This is a genomic window from Candidatus Sphingomonas colombiensis (genome assembly GCA_029202845.1).
Classification (GTDB): domain Bacteria; phylum Pseudomonadota; class Alphaproteobacteria; order Sphingomonadales; family Sphingomonadaceae; genus Sphingomonas; species Sphingomonas colombiensis.
On the sequence record CP119315.1, the window covers coordinates 1,031,460 to 1,044,850 of the forward strand.

General features: G+C 67.2%; 13 protein-coding genes. 10 read left to right on the plus strand and 3 right to left on the minus strand.

Annotated elements, in window-relative coordinates; translation table 11 throughout:
• Nucleotides 1–9: 9 nt before the first annotated feature.
• On the minus strand, nt 10–552 hold the full coding sequence (locus P0Y64_04735) for a DNA-3-methyladenine glycosylase I (GenBank protein WEK44138.1): 543 nt from the start codon (nt 550–552) through the stop codon (nt 10–12).
• A 77-nt stretch (nt 553–629) separates the two neighbouring features.
• Here P0Y64_04735 and mutS point away from each other — a divergent pair, with 77 nt between their 5' ends.
• Nucleotides 630–3,203, plus strand: coding sequence for a DNA mismatch repair protein MutS (gene mutS / locus P0Y64_04740; protein ID WEK44965.1), 2,574 nt, complete (start codon nt 630–632; stop codon nt 3,201–3,203).
• Between the two features lie 11 nt (nt 3,204–3,214).
• Here the strand turns inward: mutS and P0Y64_04745 are convergent, their stop codons facing one another.
• Nucleotides 3,215–3,841, minus strand: coding sequence for a TMEM175 family protein (locus P0Y64_04745; protein WEK44139.1), 627 nt, complete (start codon nt 3,839–3,841; stop codon nt 3,215–3,217).
• Nucleotides 3,842–3,933: 92 nt separating this feature from the next.
• Nucleotides 3,934–4,749 carry an LD-carboxypeptidase gene (locus P0Y64_04750; GenBank protein WEK44140.1) on the minus strand — a complete coding sequence of 272 codons (816 nt, stop codon included), beginning with the start codon at nt 4,747–4,749 and terminating at the stop codon, nt 3,934–3,936.
• Nucleotides 4,750–4,804: 55 nt separating this feature from the next.
• Between P0Y64_04750 and P0Y64_04755 the strand changes: the two genes are divergently transcribed.
• From P0Y64_04755 to P0Y64_04795, 9 genes are all read left to right on the plus strand, one after another.
• Nucleotides 4,805–6,202, plus strand: a complete 1,398-nt coding sequence (locus P0Y64_04755) for a Mur ligase family protein (GenBank protein WEK44141.1) — start codon at nt 4,805–4,807, stop codon at nt 6,200–6,202.
• Between the two features lie 41 nt (nt 6,203–6,243).
• Nucleotides 6,244–6,948, plus strand: coding sequence for an alpha/beta hydrolase (locus P0Y64_04760; GenBank protein ID WEK44142.1), 705 nt, complete (start codon nt 6,244–6,246; stop codon nt 6,946–6,948).
• Complete coding sequence (locus P0Y64_04765; GenBank protein ID WEK44143.1) at nt 6,945–7,667, plus strand: hypothetical protein; 723 nt, start codon at nt 6,945–6,947, stop codon at nt 7,665–7,667. Before P0Y64_04760 ends, P0Y64_04765 begins: the two co-directional genes overlap by 4 nt.
• Nucleotides 7,668–7,692: 25 nt before the next feature.
• Nucleotides 7,693–8,142 carry a VOC family protein gene (locus P0Y64_04770; GenBank protein ID WEK44144.1) on the plus strand — a complete coding sequence of 150 codons (450 nt, stop codon included), beginning with the start codon at nt 7,693–7,695 and terminating at the stop codon, nt 8,140–8,142.
• Nucleotides 8,143–8,148: 6 nt separating this feature from the next.
• Entirely contained in the window at nt 8,149–9,207 is a 1,059-nt protein-coding gene (locus P0Y64_04775) for a nitronate monooxygenase (GenBank protein WEK44145.1), read from the plus strand.
• Nucleotides 9,204–9,941: a hydroxyacylglutathione hydrolase gene (gene gloB / locus P0Y64_04780; GenBank protein WEK44146.1), complete on the plus strand. Its 738-nt coding sequence runs from the start codon at nt 9,204–9,206 to the stop codon at nt 9,939–9,941. Before P0Y64_04775 ends, gloB begins: the two co-directional genes overlap by 4 nt.
• A 41-nt stretch (nt 9,942–9,982) precedes the next feature.
• Nucleotides 9,983–10,390 (plus strand): hypothetical protein, encoded by a 408-nt coding sequence (locus P0Y64_04785; protein ID WEK44147.1) that lies wholly within the window; start codon nt 9,983–9,985, stop codon nt 10,388–10,390.
• Nucleotides 10,391–10,470: 80 nt separating this feature from the next.
• Nucleotides 10,471–11,790, plus strand: a complete 1,320-nt coding sequence (locus tag P0Y64_04790) for a cystathionine gamma-synthase family protein (protein ID WEK44148.1) — start codon at nt 10,471–10,473, stop codon at nt 11,788–11,790.
• Nucleotides 11,791–11,925: 135 nt separating this feature from the next.
• Nucleotides 11,926–13,386, plus strand: coding sequence for an NAD(P)/FAD-dependent oxidoreductase (locus tag P0Y64_04795; protein ID WEK44149.1), 1,461 nt, complete (start codon nt 11,926–11,928; stop codon nt 13,384–13,386).
• Nucleotides 13,387–13,391 lie beyond the last annotated feature (5 nt).

Below are 13,391 nucleotides of genomic sequence, written 5' to 3' on the forward strand. Positions count from 1 at the left end.
TGCAACAATCTACCGCCGGAAACAGTCCTGTGCGTGATCGTTGACGATCCCTACCGCCTGCATCCACGCATAGACGATCGTCGGCCCGACGAATTTGAACCCGCGCTTCTTCATCTCCTTCGAAATGCGCTCGGAGAGCGGTGTGACGGCGGGAAGATCGATGCCGTCGCCCGCGATCGGCCGCCCATCGGTGAAGCTCCAGCAGAAATCGTGGAACGCCGCGGAGCCCATATCCTGATAGATTTGCGCGCCACGGATCGTCGCATCGATCTTCGCGCGGGCACGGACGATGCCGGAATCCGCCATCAGCCGCCCCACATCCCCTTCGCCGAATGCGGCGACCTGCGCGGGATCGAAGGCGGCAAAGGCGGCGCGAAACCCCTCGCGCTTATTGAGGATCGTCTGCCACGACAGGCCGGCCTGAAAGCCCTCCAGCATCAGCATTTCCCACAACATGCGCGGATCGTGCTGCGGCACGCCCCATTCGATATCGTGATAGGCGCGCATCAGCGCATTGCCCTGCGCCCAGCGACAGCGTGTTTGCTCCGTCATCCGCAACTCCCCTGTTCCCCCGCGCCGCACGGAACGGTATCGCCGCACGGATGACCGCTGCCACCGCTCCCACGCCGATGATGGCGCAATATCTCACGCTCAAGGCCGAGTCGGCGGATTGCCTGCTGTTTTACCGGATGGGCGATTTCTTCGAACTGTTTTTCGACGATGCGAAAGCGGCGAGCGCGGTGCTCGATATCGCGCTCACCGCGCGTGGCGAGCACAATGGCGCGCCGATCCCGATGTGTGGCGTGCCGGTCCATGCCGCGACCGCCTATCTCCAGCGGCTGATCAAGGCCGGGCATCGCGTCGCCATCGCCGAACAGACAGAGTCGCCCGAGGCCGCCCGCAAGGCGCGCGGATCGAAGGCGCTGGTCAATCGCGCGATCGTCCGCGTCGTCACCGCCGGCACGTTGACCGAAGAGGCATTGCTCGACGCGCGCGCCGCCAATTGGTGCGTCGCCGTCGGCGAAGCGGCCGGAGAGATCGCCATCGCGGCGGCCGATATCTCCACCGGCCGGTTCGAAGTGATCGCCTGCACCGCGCAAGGATTGAGCGCGGAACTGGCGCGGCTGGCGGCGGCGGAAGTGATTGCGGCGGACAACAGCGATGCGCCCGCGACGGGGTGGCGCCCGCGCGCCGATTTCGACAGCGGCGAGGGCGAGGCGCGGTTGAAGCGGCTCTATGGCGTCGCGACACTGGACGGCTTCGGGCAATTCGGCCGCGCGATGCTGGCGGCGGCGGGCGGGCTGGTCGCCTATCTCGATCACACCGCCAAGGGCGCGTTGCCCTTCCTGCGGCCGCCGCGCGTATCGAGCGCGAGCGCGGCGATGGCGATCGACGCCGCGACGCGCGACAGCCTCGAACTGACACAGACCACCGGCGGCGCGCGCAAGGGCAGCCTGCTCGATGCGGTCGACCGCACCGTCACCGGCGCGGGCGCGCGCTTGCTCGCGGCGGATATCGGCGCGCCGCTGATGGATCAGGCCGCGATCGACGCGCGGCTCGATCTCGTCCAGCTATTCCATGACGATGGCGTGTTGCGCGAGCGGCTGCGCGCGGCTTTGCGCGCACTGCCCGATGTCGGGCGGGCGCTCGGGCGGATCGCCGCCGGTCGCGGCAGCCCGCGCGATCTCGGCCAGCTCCGCGACGGGCTGGACGGCGCATGGTCGCTCGGCGAGTTGCTTGACCGCGTGGAGGCCGCCCCCCCGCTGCTCGCCGCGATCGCCCCGCAATTGCGCGGGCATGGCGCGCTGATCGACCTGCTCAAGCGCGCGATCGTCCCCGCGCCGCCGATCGAGGCGTCGGACGGTGGCTATATCGCGGCCGGTTATGACGCCGCGCTCGACGATCTGCGCGATGCCGGCGCGGGCGGCCGCCGCGCGATTGCCGCGCTGGAGGCGAAATACCGCGCCGAAACCGGCGTTTCCGCGCTCAAGATCCGCCACAATGGCGTGCTCGGCTATCATATCGAAGTCCCCGCCCGCGCCGGCGACGCGCTGATGAAGCCGGATTCGGGCTTCACCCATCGCCAGACGCTGGCGGGCGTCGTCCGCTTCAACGCGCCGGAGTTGCACGAGGTCGCCGCCCGCGTCACGCAGGCCGGCGCGCACGCGCTCGCCGCCGAGGCCGCGCATCTCGAAGACCTCACCGCACAGGCGCTCGCCCGCCGCGAGGAAATCGCCGCCACCGCCGATGCGCTCGCCCGGCTCGACGTCGCCGCCGGCAATGCCGAACGCGCGGCGGAAGGCGCATGGGCGCGCCCGCATCTGGTCGACCATCCCTGTTTCGACGTCGTGGGCGGCCGCCATCCGGTGGTCGAGGCAGCGGTGGCCAAGGCCGGCGAGCGTTTCGTCGCCAATGATTGCTCGCTCTCCGAAACGTCGCGGTTATGGCTCGTCACCGGCCCGAACATGGGCGGCAAATCGACCTTCCTGCGCCAGAACGCGCTGATAGCGGTGCTGGCGCAGGCGGGCAGCTACGTTCCCGCGAGCCAGGCGACGCTCGGGCTGGTCGATCGCCTGTTCAGCCGCGTCGGCGCGTCGGACAATCTCGCGCGCGGGCGCTCCACCTTCATGGTCGAGATGGTCGAGACCGCCGCGATCCTCGCGCAGGCGACGTCGCGCAGCTTCGTGATCCTCGACGAGGTCGGGCGCGGCACCTCCACCTATGACGGCCTCGCCATCGCCTGGGCGGTGGTGGAGGCGATCCACGAAGACAATCGCTGCCGCTGCCTGTTCGCGACGCATTATCACGAATTGACGCGGCTGGCCGAACGCTGCGACGCCTTAAGCCTCCACAACGTCCGCGCACGCGAGTGGAAGGGCGAACTGGTGCTGCTGCACGAAGTGGCGGACGGCCCGGCCGACCGCAGTTACGGCCTCGCCGTCGCGCGGCTCGCGGGGATGCCCCCGGCGACCGTGGCGCGAGCGAAAGCGGTGCTGGCAAAGCTGGAGGCGGGCCGCGCCAAGACCGGCGGCCTCGCGGCGGGGCTGGACGACCTGCCCCTGTTCGCCGCCACGCTGCCTGAGCCGGAGGAGCAGGGCGATGCGATCCGCCGCGAGGTGGAGACGCTGGATGTCGACGCACTCACCCCGCGCGAGGCGCTCGATACGCTCTATCGGCTGAAGGCGCTGGCGCGAGACGGGTGAGCGGCGCGCCTTTATCTGGGCATCTGAAAATAAGGCAGGCGGCGCGCGAGTGCCATCAGAAGCATCGCCAGCATGGCCCATTGCGGTGCGCTGGTGAACGTCAGCATCAACGCGATCAGCGCCGCGCCCGGCATGATCCACACCCGGCGACGCTCGATCGCGATGCAGGCGGGCGCGATCCCCGGCCTGACGAGATCAGGCGATAACGCGATCAGCGCGAGACGAGCCTTGAGCAGCGCAGCCACCAGCAACGATGCGGCGTAAAACACATAGGGGACGTGCGAAACGGCCGGCAGCGCGATCAGCGCCGTGGGAAACGGCAGAAACGATATCGACATCAGAAAAAGCAAATTCGGCCAGATCAGACGAGAAGCGTAATGCGCCACATAGCCCATCGTCGCATGGTGTGCCGCCCACATCGCACCGATCACCAGAAAGCTGATGCCGAACGCCATGAAGTTCGGCTTGAGGGCCATCAATGCCCGTCCCCATTCCGCATCGCTCGCATTCGCGGGGAGATGGGGCACATGTACTTCGATAATCAGCAAAGTGATCGCGATCGCCATGACGGCGTCGGAGAAGAAAATGAGCCGCTCGAGCGAATGATCCGCTCCGTGCCCCTCCGCTCGCTCCGCCATTCAGCCTCCCGCGTTCGCAGGAAAAATGATGACCGATCGGCGGGGGCTACGCAATGCCGTGCGATATTACCGCATCGCCACCTGTCGGCCCATCAAACTGCCCCGAACGGCACCACGCAATTCCCCTGCGTATGCCCGATCTCCGCGCGCCCGAGAAACGGCACGCCCATGTCCGCGCACCAGCGGCGGATCATCGTGTCTAGCGGCTCGCGCCATGGCGGGTCGTTCTCCGCAACGTCTGTCACCGCGCCCAGCCGCACGCCGGCGATGCCGCGTAGCTGCGTCGCATTGGCCATGGTGAAGAGCATGCGATCGACATTATAGAGCGGCTCGGACACTTCCTCGATCAGCAGCACATGATCCGCCAGATCGGGGAGCCATGGGGTGCCGATCAGGCTGTTGAGGATCGCGAGGTTGAACGCCACCGAAGGCCGGCCGCCCAGCCCCGGCTCCAGCCCCTGCCGGTCGCCGTTCAGCCAGCCGAGCGTGCGCGCGATCGTGCGATCGCCGCCGTCGCGCATCACGTCGATCGGCATCGGCCCGTGCGCCGGGCGCCCGATCCGCCGGGCGTAGAGCGCCGCGAGCATGAAGCCCATGTCCGAATAGCCGACATAAGCCTTGGCCTTCGCCGCCGCCGAAAGCTGCGGCATGGCGCGGGCGAGGATACGGTTGGAGCCGTAGCCGCCGCGCCCGAACCAGATCGCATCGAACGCGGCATCATTGGCGAATTCCAGGAACGCCGCCGCACGGCGCTCGTCCGGCCCGGCGAAATGGCCGCCGTCGCTTTCGAAACATTGCGGGTGAAAAACCATGTCCACCGCCGGATAGGCGATTGCGGCAAAAGCGGCTGAGCGCTCCGCCGCCAGCGGATCGAGCGTTTTAGCCGGTGAAACGATCCCGATACGCACCCGTAATCCCCCGTCGGCGGTTGAGCCATTCGCCAAACCGGGATAGCCCCGCGCGATGCAAGACGGCAACCTCGCAACCGCCCGTTACTTTCTCGTCGGGATCGGCGGATCGGGGATGATGCCGCTGGCGATGATCCTTGCCGGGCGCGGGGCGATCGTCGCAGGATCGGATCGTTCGCTCGATCAGGGCCGCGTGCCGGCCAAATTCGACGCGCTCAAGGCGATGGGCATCGCGCTTCATCCGCAGGACGGATCGGGCATCACCTCGCCCGAACAGATCGTCGTCGCCTCGGCAGCGGTGGAGGCGACCGTGGCCGATATCGTCGCGGCGGAGCGGCTCGGCTGCCCGCGCCTGACCCGCGCGGAGCTGAACGCGCGGCTGTTCAATGCAAGCCGCCTGCCGATCGGCGTGGCAGGCACTTCGGGCAAATCCACCGTCACCGGCATGATCGCGACGATCCTCGATGCGGCGGGGAGTGATCCGACGGTGATGAACGGCGCGGTGATGAAGGATTTCGCACGCCCGGATCGCCCGTTCGCCAGCGCATTGGTCGGCGCGGGCGACGCTTATGTCAGCGAGGTGGATGAAAGCGACGGCTCGATCGCGCTTTATGTCCCGCGCATCGCGGTGCTCAACAATGTCAGCCTCGATCACAAATCGCTTGCCGAGTTGAACGAGCTGTTCGGCGATTTTATCGGCAAGGCGGCACACGCGATCGTCAACATCGACAATAGCGACGCCGCCACGCTCGCGCTGGCATTGCCGCGTGACCGCGTGACGAGCTTCGCGATCGACCGCGAGGCCGATCTCCGCGCGAGCGATATCGTCGAGGAGCCGTTCGCGGTGAGCTTCTCGCTGCGCGGCCATCGCATCCGCCTCGCGGTGCCGGGGCGGCATAATGTGGCCAACGCGCTCGCCGCGATCGGCGCGGCGCTGGCGGCGGGCCTTGCGCTCGAACAGGCGATTGCGGGAATCACGCGCTTCACCGGGCTCAAGCGGCGCTTCGATCTGGTCGGAACGGCCGCGGGCGTCGCGGTGATCGACGATTTCGGCCACAACCCGGACAAGATCGCCGCCACGCTCGATACGCTCCATGCGTTTCCGGGGCGGCTGCTCGTGCTGTTCCAGCCGCACGGCTATGGCCCGCTCAAGGTGATGCGGTGCGAGCTGGTGACGATGTTCGCGAGCAAGCTCGCCGCCGGCGACCAGCTGGTAATGCCCGATCCGGTCTATCAGGGGGGCACCGTCAACCGCGAGGTGACGAGCGCCGATATCGTGGGTGATCTCTCGCTTGCTGGGGCCAGCGCCCGGCACATCGCCGATCGTGACGCGGCGGCCGCGCATCTCGTCGCGACCGCGCAGACCGGAGACCGGATCGTCGTGATGGGCGCGCGTGACGATACGCTGCCGCTGCTAGCGGCGCGGATGGTGGAGATGCTCGCCACGCGGTGAGCGGCTGGCGCTTCCGCACCACCGCCCCTAGATGCAGGGCCATGCGTCCCCGTCTTGCTTTTCGCCACACGCCGGGCACCGGCCCGACCGTGATCTTCCTCCCCGGCTATGCCTCCGACATGGAGGGCACCAAGGCGCTCGCGCTCGAACAATGGGCGCGCGCCAACGGGCGGGCGTTCCTCCGGTTCGATTATGGCGGCTGCGGCGCGAGCGAGGGCAAGTTCGAGGAGCAATCCTTCGCCGACTGGCGCGATGATGCGCTGGCGATGATCGACGAGGTCGCGCAGGGCCCCGTGGTGCTCGTCGGCTCCTCGATGGGCGGCTGGATCATGCTGTCGGCGGCGAAAGCGCGGCCGGATCGCGTCGTCGCCTGTGTCGGCATCGCGCCCGCGCCCGATTTCACCGACTGGGGCTTTTCCACCGACGAGAAGATGCGGCTGTTGCAGGAAGGCCGGATCGAGCGCGCCAATCCCTATGGCCCCGAGCCGACCGTCTACACCGCGCGCTTCTGGCAATCGGGCGAGGCCAACCGGCTGATGTTCGGCGAGATTCCGATCGATTGCCCGGTGCGGCTGGTGCAGGGCCAGCGCGATCCCGACGTGCCGTGGCATCGCGCCGGGCGGCTCGCGGAGCTGATCCGTTCAGCCGATGTGCAGACCTGGCTGGTCAAGGATGGCGATCACCGCCTGTCGCGCGATGCCGATATCGCGCTGATCGTTCGCGCGGTGGAGGATGTGTTGCGATGATCCCGCTGTTCGCGCTGCTGCTCGCCGCCGAAGATCCCGCCACGCGCTGCGTATCGATGGTGCGTGAGGATCCCGTGGAGGCTGAGCGGATGGCGGAGCGCTGGTCGCTGGCGGGCGGCACGGCGAAGGCCAAGCAATGCCTCGGCCTCGCGCTCACCGAACAGGCGCGATACGGCGAAGCGGCGATCGCCTTCGAGGATGCCGCGCGACAGGCCGAACTCGCGAAAGACGCTATGGCCGCCACCTATTGGGCGGAATCCGGCAACGCGCAGCTCGCCGCCGGACAGACCGCCAGGGCACGCACCGCGCTGGACGCGGCGCTGGCCGCGGGGACATTGCAGGGGTTGCAGCTCGGCGAAGCGCATCTCGATCGCGCCCGCGCTTTGGTCGCGGCGGGCGACACGGCGGGCGCCCGCGCCGATCTCGACGTGGCAACACGCGAGGCGGCGGCGGACCCGCTGGCATGGCTGCTCTCCGCGACGCTCGCGCGGCGAATGGGTGATCTGCCGCGCGCCCGTGCCGATATCGCCGCGGCGCTGAAACGCTCGCCCGATGACGCGCAGGTGCAGCTCGAGGCAGGCAATATCGCCGCGCTTTCCGGTGACGAAACCGGCGCCAAAACCGCATGGAGCGCGGCGCAGCGGATCGCCCCGATCGCACCGGCGGGGGTTGCGGCGACGAAGGCGCTGGCCCAATTCGAAGCCGACAAGGCGAAATGACGCATTTTCCCGACGGGAGCCGAACATGAAATACCTCCACACGATGATCCGCGTGACCGAGCCGGACAAGACGATCGCCTTCCTGGAACTCGTCGGACTGAAAGAAGTGCGGCGGATGGAGAGCGAGGCGGGCCGCTTCACGCTGATCTTCCTCGCCGCGCCCGGCGACATGAACGCACCCGGCGAACGCGCCGAGGCGGAGGTGGAACTCACCTATAACTGGCCGACCGAGGGCAAGGAGCCGGAAGTTTATACCGGCGGCCGCAATTTCGGCCACCTCGCCTATCGCGTCGACGATATCTACGCGACGTGCCAGCGCATCATGGATGCGGGCTATACGATCAACCGCCCGCCGCGCGACGGGCATATGGCGTTCGTGCGGACGCCGGACGGCATCTCGATCGAGTTGCTGCAGGATGGCGTGCTCCCCCCGCAGGAGCCATGGGCGTCCATGCCCAACACCGGCAATTGGTGAGATAGCATGCGCGCGCCGGCCGATTTCTTCACCTCGCTCGGCGCGCGATGGCCCGTCATTCAGGCGCCGATGGCCAATTTCGGCGACGCGACGCTCGCGATCGCGGCGATCCGGGGCGGCGGGATCGGATCGCTGGCCGGGGCGATGTTCACGCCCGATCGATTGCTTACCGAGGTCGCCACGGCGCGCGCCGCCGTCTCCGGGCCGCTCAACCTCAACTTCTTCTGCCACACGCCGCCGACCGACACCGATGACGCGGCATGGCGCGCCGCACTCGCCCCCTTCTATGCGGCGGAGGGGGTTGCCGCCGATGGCCCCGCGCCGCCGCCACGCCGTCCATTCGACGCGGACGCGGCGCGCGCGGTGGAAGAGGTGCGGCCAGAGATCGTCAGCTTTCACTTCGGCCTGCCCGCGCCGGATCTGCTCGCCCGCGTTCGCGCGACCGGTGCGCGCGTGATCGGCAATGCGACGACCGTGGCGGAGGCGCGCTGGCTTGCGGCCAATGGCTGCGACGCGATCATCGCGCAGGGTTTCGAGGCCGGGGGCCATGCCGGCTATTTCCTCGCCGATCATCGCCCGATCGGCACCTTCGCATTGGTGCCGCAGGTCGTGGACGCGGTGGAGGTGCCGGTGATCGCGGCGGGCGGCATCGCGGATGCACGCGGCGCGGCGGCGGCGATAGCGCTCGGCGCCAGCGGCATACAGGCCGGCACCGCCTATCTGATGACCGATGACAGCAACGCGAGCGCGATCCACCGCGCGGCTTTGGCGGCGTCGGCAAGTGACGACAGCGTGTTCACCAACGTCTTTTCCGGGCGGCTCGCGCGCGGCGTGCGCAATCGCCTGATCGATGCGATGGGGCCGGTAAGCGCGGCCACGCCGCCCTTCCCGCTCGCGGCGGCAGCGATCGCCCCGCTGCGTGCGACGGCCGAAGCCGCAGGACGCGGCGATTATTCGTCGCTTTGGGCCGGGCAGGGCGCGCCGCTCGCCCATAAGCGCCACGCCGCCGATCTCACCGAAATGCTGGGCGCCGCCGCGCTCGCCGCCCGAAGGAGCCTCGCATGACCACCCACCTCGACGTGATCCGCGTTCCCGTGCTCAACGACAATTACAGCTGGCTCGTTCACGACCTTGAGAGCGGCGAGACGATGGTGGTCGATCCCGGCGAGGCGCAGCCGCTGCTAGACGCGGCCGCCGCGCGCGGCTGGACGATCACGCAGGTGTGGAACACGCATTGGCACCCCGATCATGTCGGCGGCAATGCGGCGATCGCCGCCGCGACCGGCGCAACGGTGATCGGACCGGAGGCGGAACGGGCGAAAATCGGTCATCTCGATCATGGCGTCGGCGAAGGCGATACGGTGACGCTCGGCGGCCATCGCGCAACCGTGCTGGCGGTGCCGGGGCATACCGCCGGGCACATCGCGTTCCATTTCGCCGGTGATCACGCGGTGTTCACCGGCGACACGTTGTTCGCGATGGGCTGCGGCCGTCTGTTCGAGGGCGATGCCGCACAGATGCTGGCCAACATGCGCCGCTTCGCCGCGATGCCGGGCGAAACGCAGGTCTATTGCGGGCATGAATATACCCAGTCGAACGGCCGTTTCGCGCTGGTCACCGAACCAGACAATCACGCGATCCGCGCGCGGATGATCGAGGTGGATGCAGCGCGCGCGGCGGGCGAGGCGACCGTGCCGACCACCATCGCGCTGGAATGCGCGACCAACCCGTTTCTGCGCGCGCGCGATGCTGAAACGCTCGCCGCGCGGCGCCGGGCAAAGGATGAATTTCGCGGCTGATATCCCTATCTTGTGTACGGGGTGATGAAGGAGTTGTTGCTATGCGTATGATCCTCATTCCACTGGCTGCCGCCGCTTTTGGCGCCGGGGCCGTCGCGATTGCCCAGTCGTCGCCGAACGACCGCGCCGCCGCCAACGAGGCCGCGTTTCAGAAGGAGGTGCAGGGCCTGACCCCCGGCAAGCCGACCGACTGCATCGATACGCGCTTCAATCAGACATCGTTGAAGGCGATCGGCCCGCGCCTGATCTACCGCGTCAACTCGAAGAAGCTTTACGTGAACGATACGGCGGGCGGTTGCGAAGGCGTGGCGCGTGGCGATGCGCTGGTGACCAAGCAATTCACCTCGCAATTATGCCGCGGCGATATCGCGCGGACGGTCGATATGACCTCGCGGATCAATACCGGCAGTTGCGCGCTGGGCAACTTCGTCCCCTATCAAGCGAACTGAATTTCCGGCACGATATCCGTCATCACGGGCCGCGCGATCCTTCCGGTAACCGGCGCGCGGCCGATCGTTCGGAGATCATGATGACCAAGAAAACCGAAGCCGGCCCGAGTGATGTCGCGCGGCATGGCTCGCAGCGCCCCGCGATCGAGCGGATCGGCGGCCGCAAGCTGAAGCCGGCGACGCTGATGATGGGGCACGGCTATGATCCGGCGCTGTCGGAAGGCGCGCTGAAGCCGCCGATCTTCCTCACCTCCACCTTCGTCTTCCCCAGCGCGGCGGCGGGCAAGCGCCATTTCGAGGGCGTGACCGGCAAGCGCCCGGGCGGCGCGGAGGGGCTGGTCTATTCGCGTTTCAACGGCCCCAATCAGGAAATTCTGGAGGATCGCCTCGCCGTCTGGGAAGAGGCAGAAGACGCACTCGCTTTTTCCTCCGGCATGTCCGCTATCGCCACGCTATTCCTGTCGATGGTCGAACCCGGGGACACGATTGTCCACTCCGGCCCCCTCTATGCCGCAACCGAAACCCTGATCGCCCGCATTCTTGGGCGTTTCGGGGTGAAATGGCTCGATTTCCCCGCCGGCGCGACGCGCGCGGAAATCGACGCGGTGATGACGGAGGCGGCGAAGGGCAAGGTCGCGCTGATCTACCTCGAAAGCCCCGCCAACCCGACCAACGCGCTGGTCGACGTTGAGGCGGTGGCGGCGAGCCGCGACGCGATCTTCGCCGGCCAGGCGACAAAGCCGCCGATCGCGATCGACAACACCTTCCTCGGCCCGCTCTGGCATCGCCCGTTGCGCCATGGCGCGGATATCGTGGTCTATTCGCTGACCAAATATGCCGGCGGCCATAGCGATCTCGTCGCCGGCGGGGTGCTCGGAACGAAGGCGCACATCAACACGATCCGGCTGATGCGTAATACGATCGGCACGATCTGCGACCCGAACACCGCGTGGATGCTACTGCGCTCGCTGGAGACGCTGGAATTGCGGATGAGCCGCGCAGGCGAGAATGCGGCCAAGGTCTGCGCCTTTCTCGCGGATCATCCCAATGTTGAGCGCGTCGGTTATCTCGGCTTTCTCGAAGGCGGCAAGGATGCGCGGCAGGCCGATATCTATCGCCGCCATTGCAGCGGCGCGGGATCGACCTTCTCGCTTTACCTCAAAGGCGGCGAGGCGGAGGCGTTCCGTTTCCTTGATGCGTTGCGCATCGCCAAGCTGGCGGTCAGCCTCGGCGGCACCGAGACGCTGGCGAGCCACCCGGCGGCAATGACGCATCTGTCGGTCGCGGACGCGCGCAAACAGGCGTTGGGCATCACGGACAATCTCGTGCGCATCTCGATCGGCGTGGAGGACGCCGACGATCTGATCGCCGATTTCGCACAGGCACTCGACGCGATCTGATCCGGATGGGGTGGAGGTTTGATCTCCACCCCACGCCATTTAACGCGAACGACTTACTTTCCCCTTCCCTCCCCGCGCATCACGCGGCATCCTGCACCACAAAGCGGCGCGTGACCGCAGATGGAGAGCGGTGAGATGGCGAAGCGGATAGCGGTGGTTGGTGCAGGGATGGGCGGGCTGTGCGCGGCGATTCTCGCGCGACAGGCCGGGCATGAGGTAACGATTTACGAACATGGCGATTCGGTTGGCGGCACCTGGCGCGCGAACCGCTATCCGGGGGTCGCATGTGATGTGCCGGCGATCCTTTACCAATTCAGCTTCGCGCCCAATCCGCATTGGAGCCATCATTTCGCGCGCGGGGGAGAAATCCACGCCTACACCCGCTCGCTGGTCGATCAGTTCGGGCTTGGCGACTCGCTCCACCTCAATGAAGGCGTGACGCGCGCGAACTGGGACGAGGCCGCGCAGCATTGGACGATCGAAACCGAAAAGGGCGAGACGGGCACATTCGACGTGCTGGTCCCCGCGCTGGGCCAGCTCAGCCGTCCGACCTTCCCCGATATCGCCGGAGTAGAGGATTTCGCCGGGCCCAAGTGGCACGCCGCCGATTGGCCCGCGGCGGCCGATCTTGCCGGCAAGCGCATCGGCGTGATCGGATCGGCGGCGAGCGCCGTGCAATTGATCCCGGAGATCGCGAAGGAAGCCGGTCACCTAGTGGTCTTCCAGCGTACCCCCAATTGGTGCGTGCCGCGCAACGACCTCCCCGTGACGCCCGAAACCAAGATGCTGCTCGCCACCAATCTCGAAGCGGCGATGAAGCTCGGCGCGATGCAGCGGGAGATGATCTTCGATCAGGCCGACGCGTTCTTCTGGCAGGCATTCCAGTGGACGCCGGAGGGGCGCGCCGCTTTCACCCGCACCGCGCTCGATCACCTCGAGGAGCAGGTGCCGGATGCCGAACTGCGCCGGAAGCTGACTCCCGATTATCCCGTCGGCTGCAAGCGCATCCTGATCACCGACGATTTCTATCCCGCGCTTATGCGCGACAATGTGACGCTGGAAACCGCCGCGATCGATCGGATCGAGGCTGGGGGCGTTCGTACGCGCGATGGCTTCCACGATCTCGACGTTTTGATCTTTGCCACCGGGTTCGAGACGACGCAGTGGAACTGGTCGATGGACGTCACCGGCAAGGGCGGCGAAACCCTGAAACACCGCTGGGCGGACGGGCCGGAAGCCTATCTCGGCATCATGGTGTCGGGCTTCCCCAATATGTTCGTTCTCTACGGGCCGAACACCAATCTCGGGCATAATTCGATCAGCTTCATGATCGAGGCGCAGGTGAATTATATGCTCAAGACACTCGCCGCGCTCGATACCGAGGGCGCGGCAGCGGCCGATGTTACGCCTGAAGGGCAGCGTCGCTTCTATCAGCGGATCGAACAGGCTCTATCCGGCACGGTCTGGGCCGATCCGCATTGCAATAGCTGGTACAAGGCGGCGAACGGCCGCATCTACCAGAATTGGTCAGGCAATTGCGCGAGCTATGCCGAAGCCACCGCTAAAGTCGACCGCGAGGAGGTGGCGTTCGCGTAGCGCCG

Coding starts and splice junctions, on each gene's coding strand:
- P0Y64_04785 (WEK44147.1), top strand. CDS start 9,983: ATGCGTATGATCCTCATTCCACTGGCTGCCGCCGCTTTTGGCGCCGGG.
- P0Y64_04760 (WEK44142.1), top strand. CDS start 6,244: ATGCGTCCCCGTCTTGCTTTTCGCCACACGCCGGGCACCGGCCCGACC.
- P0Y64_04735 (WEK44138.1), bottom strand. CDS start 552: ATGACGGAGCAAACACGCTGTCGCTGGGCGCAGGGCAATGCGCTGATG.
- P0Y64_04745 (WEK44139.1), bottom strand. CDS start 3,841: ATGGCGGAGCGAGCGGAGGGGCACGGAGCGGATCATTCGCTCGAGCGG.
- P0Y64_04795 (WEK44149.1), top strand. CDS start 11,926: ATGGCGAAGCGGATAGCGGTGGTTGGTGCAGGGATGGGCGGGCTGTGC.
- P0Y64_04775 (WEK44145.1), top strand. CDS start 8,149: ATGCGCGCGCCGGCCGATTTCTTCACCTCGCTCGGCGCGCGATGGCCC.
- gloB (WEK44146.1), top strand. CDS start 9,204: ATGACCACCCACCTCGACGTGATCCGCGTTCCCGTGCTCAACGACAAT.
- P0Y64_04770 (WEK44144.1), top strand. CDS start 7,693: ATGAAATACCTCCACACGATGATCCGCGTGACCGAGCCGGACAAGACG.
- P0Y64_04755 (WEK44141.1), top strand. CDS start 4,805: ATGCAAGACGGCAACCTCGCAACCGCCCGTTACTTTCTCGTCGGGATC.
- mutS (WEK44965.1), top strand. CDS start 630: ATGATGGCGCAATATCTCACGCTCAAGGCCGAGTCGGCGGATTGCCTG.
- P0Y64_04765 (WEK44143.1), top strand. CDS start 6,945: ATGATCCCGCTGTTCGCGCTGCTGCTCGCCGCCGAAGATCCCGCCACG.
- P0Y64_04790 (WEK44148.1), top strand. CDS start 10,471: ATGACCAAGAAAACCGAAGCCGGCCCGAGTGATGTCGCGCGGCATGGC.